The organism is Protofrankia symbiont of Coriaria myrtifolia, from assembly GCF_900634755.1.
GTDB lineage: Bacteria > Actinomycetota > Actinomycetes > Frankiales > Frankiaceae > Protofrankia > Protofrankia coriariae.
In genome coordinates, this window is sequence record NZ_CAAAFS010000359.1 from 1 (window position 1) to 5029 (window position 5029).

At 72.2% G+C, this 5029-nt stretch carries 3 protein-coding genes; 2 read left to right on the forward strand and 1 reads right to left on the reverse strand.

Going from position 1 to position 5029, the window contains the following annotated elements; translation table 11 throughout:
- The coding region (locus CM1CMNOD_RS21085; protein WP_131774142.1) for a CCA tRNA nucleotidyltransferase at nucleotides 1-1368 on the reverse strand (1368 nt) is incomplete at its 3' end.
- 341 nt (nucleotides 1369-1709) lie between these two features.
- Here CM1CMNOD_RS21085 and CM1CMNOD_RS21090 point away from each other — a divergent pair.
- Entirely contained in the window at nucleotides 1710-2177 is a 468-nt protein-coding gene (locus CM1CMNOD_RS21090) for an NUDIX hydrolase (RefSeq protein ID WP_013875626.1), read from the forward strand.
- Between the two features lie 53 nt (nucleotides 2178-2230).
- A complete protein-coding gene (locus CM1CMNOD_RS21095; protein ID WP_237703175.1) occupies nucleotides 2231-4945 on the forward strand; it encodes a DUF6049 family protein in 2715 nt (904 codons plus the stop codon).
- The last annotated feature ends 84 nt before the right edge of the window (nucleotides 4946-5029 follow it).

Consider the following 5029-nt stretch of genomic DNA (forward strand, 5'->3'; position numbering starts at 1 on the left):
GGGGGTCAGGCCCAGCAGCGCCATGATGTCGTCTCCGGACAGCTCCGGACGGATCGCGGCGATCTCCTCCTGCTCGGCCAGCCGGGCGATCCGCTCCTCCAGCGCGTCGTACGTGGCGGCCAGCATCTCGGCCTTGCGCCGGTTGCGCGTCGTGCAGTCCGAGCGGACGAGCTTGTGCAGCCTGGACAGCTGCGGCCCGGCGTCGTGGACGTACCGGCGCACCGCCGCGTCCGTCCACTCCCCGCGCCCGTAGCCGTGGAAGCGCAGGTGCAGGAACACCAGCAGGGTGATCGCGTCCGCGACGTCCTTGGGGAAGCGCAGCGCGGCCAGGCGCTTACGGGTCATGTCGCGCCCGACCACCTCGTGATGGTGGAAGGAGACACCGCCGCCGGGGGCGTGCCGGCGGGTCCGCGGTTTGCCGATGTCGTGCAGCAGGGCGGCCCAGCGCAGCACCTCGTCCGGGCCGCCGCTGGGCGGCGGGTCCTTCAGGGCGTCCGGGCCGCCGCTGGGCGGCGGGTCCTCCAGGGCGATGGCCTGGCGCAGCACGGTCAGGGTGTGGGCGTAGACGTCCTTGTGCTGGTGGTGCTCGTCGATCTCCATCCGCAGCGCGGGCAGTTCGGGCAGGACGATGTCGGCGACGCCGACGTCCACCAGTCGGGTCAGCCCGGCGACGGGGTCGGCCGCGACCATGAGTTTGCGCAGTTCGTCCCGGATGCGTTCAACAGAGACGATCTTCAGCCGGGGTGTCCGCGAACGCATCGCCGCGACCAGTTCGGGCACCGGGACCAGGCCGAGCTGGGCTTCGAAGCGGGCGGCGCGCAGGATGCGCAGCGGGTCGTCGTCGAAGGACGCCTCCGGGGAGCCGGGTGTGCGCAGCACCTTGCGGGCGAGATCGCCCAGGCCGCCGAAGAGGTCGATGAACTCGTGGCCGGGCACGGACACCGCCATGGCGTTGACGGTGAAGTCACGGCGGACGAGATCACCCTCGAGGGTGTCACCATAGGCAACCGTCGGGTTGCGTGAGGTGCGGTCGTACGCCTCGGTCCGGTAGGTGGTGACCTCGAAACGCACCCCGGAGCGGACCAGCCCGACGGTGCCGAACGCGATTCCCGCCTCCCATACCCCGTCCGCCCAGGCGCGGGCGATGTCCAGAATCTGTTCGGGGCGGGCGTCCGTGGCGAAGTCGAGGTCGGCGTCGGACGGGCCGGAACGGCCGAGCAGGGCGTCCCGGACGGACCCGCCGACCAGATACAGGCTGTAGCCGGCGTCAGCGAAGACCCGTCCAAGAGCGTCTGCCGCGGGCGGAACCTTGAGCAGGGCGCTTACCGCCCGCTCCGCGGAGTCACGTGGATTGTCCAAGCAGATCACCGACACCGCCCCAGGGTATAGGCGGCCAGGGCGCGAACGCCCACGGTTACTGAGCACCTGTGCTGAGCATCTGAGTACGGATGGCCGAGGTTGTCGAGCCGAGCTCCCGGGTACGGGCGACCCGGGTGTGAACCCCGCTCATGGCCGCGCCGGCCTCGCCCGACGCGGGGTCAGCGCGGTCATGGTGCGGTGGGCGCCGAGGGGTACGAGCGTCCGGGTCATAAGCGGTCCGGGCATGGCGGGGCCGCGGCGTGCACCGTTCGGTATCGGGGCCGCCGCCAGCGGGCGGGGTACGGGCGCATGCTGGGAGAAGTGGCGCGCAAGGCTCGTACGATCAGCCCATGGCCCCGTTCCCGGCATCCCCTCGGCGGCGGTTGCGCCAGGTGGAGGAGACTTCGGCGGGTGGGCTGGTATTGGACGACCATTCGAAAATGGCCAATGCGGCACTGATAGCACGTCGTGACCGACATGGCCGTCTGCTGTGGTCGTTACCGAAGGGCCACGTCGAGAACGGGGAGACAGCGGAACAGACGGCGGTCCGGGAGGTGGCGGAGGAGACTGGTGTGACCGGACGGGTACTCGGTCAGCTCGGGATGATCGACTTCTGGTTCGTCGCCGGACGGACGCGCGTGCACAAGACCGTCCACCACTATCTCCTGCTCCGCACGACCGGGGAGCTCTCGGACGTCGATGTCGAGGTCACCGAGGTTGCCTGGGTGCCGCTGGCCGAGGTTCCGCGCCGGCTCGCCTATGCGGACGAACGCAGCCTTCTGCGCCGGGTGCCGGCCATTCTCACGGACAGCGTGTGACAGCCGGCCAGGCGCGTTCGGCGGCGCGGCGCACCGCTGTGGTCGCCGTAATCATGCTGTCAGTGACATTTTTGCTGCTGAGCACGACGACGGCCCGCGCCCGGGCCGACCCGTCATCCACAGGTTCCACAGATGTATCCACAGGTTCGTCCACAGACCCCGCTGGACCTGTGGATCTGGCCGGGCCCACGAGCTCGGCCAGGCGCGTGGGCCCGGCGACCGCCACGGGCCGCGCTGCTCCACAACCGTGGCCGCGGCCCACCGAGGTGGTCCGGTCCGCCCAGTCCGCCGGGACGGTCCAGTCCACCGACCAGTCCATCACGGCGGTCCGGTCCGCCACGGCCGTGACCACCGGTGCCGCCCGGCCGGTCCGGGTGGCGCTCGACAGGCTGCCCACCGTCGCCGGGCCACAGCTGCCGCTGACCGTAACCGGTCATCTGGAGCTCACCGGCGCCGAGCAGATCTCCGGCGTGGAGATACGGGCCGAGCTGGCTCGCCCGGTATCCAGCCGCAAGGAGCTGGCGGACCTGCGTGAGAACCCGGCCGCCCCGGCCGGGCTGAACTATCCGACCACGGTGCTGTCCGAACCGGTGGCGAGCAGGCTCGTGCCAGGAGGGCTCCCGGCCACGTTCACCGTGGGCGCGCGGCTGACGGGGCTGGGCCTGCCGACCGCGCTGCGGATCTACCCGTTGCGTTTCACCGCCTCCGGCGTCGTCAACGGCCAGCGCCAGGTCGTCGGGACGACCTACTCCTTCCTGATCTGGGCTCCGGCCACGGTGACCGCCCCCACCCCGGTCTCGGTCGTGCTGCCGCTGGCGGAGGTGCCGCGGCTGCGTGCCGACGGCCGGCTCACCGACGACGACCTGACCGAACTGGTGGCTCCCGGCGGCCGGCTGAACCGGCTGCTGAGCGCTGTCGCGCCGGTCAACGGCCGGCCGGCGCCACCCGTCGCCCTCGCGGTCGACCCGCTCCTCGTCCAGACGCTTCAGATCATCTCCAGCGGTCCGTACGAGGTGGCCACGCCGTCCGGTCCCAGCCCCCGACGGGCGGACCGGGACGCCGAGGCCTTCCTGGCAAAGCTGAAGGCGTTCGCGGACGCCGGCGGCACGATCTTCGCCCTGCCCTACGGCGACGTCGACGTGGTGGCGCTGACCCGCGCCCAGGAGTTCCACAGCATCCTGGTGGCGCTGCTGACCGGCCGGACCGTCGTCGCGAACGTGATCGGCCGCGACCCGGACGCGACGATCGCCTACCCCGGTGACGGGCTCATCGACGCCCCCACCCTCGACCTGCTGCGCCGCATGGGCATCACGACCGTGATCGCGGACTCCCGCCTGCTGCCACCGAAGGACCCGGAGAAGACCTACACCCCCGCGAGCGCCACCGGGATCCCGACATCCGGCGGCGTCGCACGGGTGCTGGCCGCCGACCAGCAGCTCGGAGAGCTGGCGGCCGGTCCCGCCGGTCCCGTCAGCGAGACCGATCTGCCGACCCAGGCGGAGTCGTTCCAGAACCTCCTGGCCGAGACAGCGATGATCACCGCTGAGCGGCCGGGGCTGGCCCGCCCCCAGACGATCGCGCTGCCGCGTTACTGGGACCCGCCGGCCGGCTGGGCGCAGACGGTCGTGGGCGGCCTGTCCACGCCGTTCTCCCGACCGGTCGCGCTGCCGTCGACGCCGGCGGCACAGGCTGCCTCCGCGGAAACGGGCTCGGCGGGAAGCGGCTCCGCGGCGCAGGCCGTCCCGGCCGACGAGCGTGGCCGGCTGACCTACCCCGCCTGGGCTCGCGCGGCCGAGCTGCCGATCTCCCGGGTGATCGCCGCCGAGGACCTGCGCAGCCAGATCCACGCGCTGCGGTCCGTCCTGTGCCCGCCGGACTCGGGCGCCGCCGGCGTGCGCAACTGCGCCGCCGCGGGCATCGACGCGATGGAGAACACGCTCACGTCGTCCGAATCGGTGGCCTGGCGAACGGGCGCCGCCGGCACGGACGGCACCGACGAGCTGGGTACGGGTGTTGCCGGCGCGGTGCGGGCGCTGCGGGACGGCATCCGGGTGGTCGCCTCCCGCAGTGTGTCACTGACCGGCAAACACGGGACGGTCCCGGTCACACTCGAGAACAACACCGAGGCCGTCATCAACGTGGTGCTCTCGCTGTCCTCGAGCGACCGAGCCCGGCTACGATCGGCGACCCAGGTTAAACTCACGGTGCCACCTTTGCAGAAGGTGCAGGTGGAGATCGAGGTCGATGCCGAAGGTGCCGGTACGTTCCCCGTCGATGTCACCATCATCACCCCGGCCGGCAAGCCGCTGTCAGCCGCGCCGCCAGTGCGGATCCTGGTGAAGTCCACGGTCTTCGGCGTGATAGCGGTGGCGATAACGGGAGGGGCCCTGGCGGTTCTGGTGTTCGCGGTGCTGGTCCGGCTGGTCCGCCGGTTGCGGACGTTGCGCGGCCGGACATCCACCGGAGCGTCCGCGCGAGCCGAACCGGCCCCGCCGGGCGGTGGGTCCACCCTGGCCGAGCCACCGGAGGCGGCCGGGCCGCAGAGGCTGCCCGGGGCAGCCGGAGTGTTCGGGCTGTCCGGGGGGTCCGGACCGTCCGGGCCGCCCGTGTCCGCTGTTCCGGACGGTCCGGGTCCCCATGAACGCGAAGGCGTGCCCAATGCCGCCTCCGCTGACGGCCGGCGCACCGACGTCCCCTCGGAGGACGACGGCCTGGCGTGGTTGCTGCGCGCCGGTCACGCCTCCGGTGGCCGGGGAAGACAACGGTGACGGCCGGCGCTGGCGACGGGACCAGGAACGGCGGGAGCCACAAGCCGCCAGCCCGCCACCGCCGTCGCTCCGGCTTCGACCCGG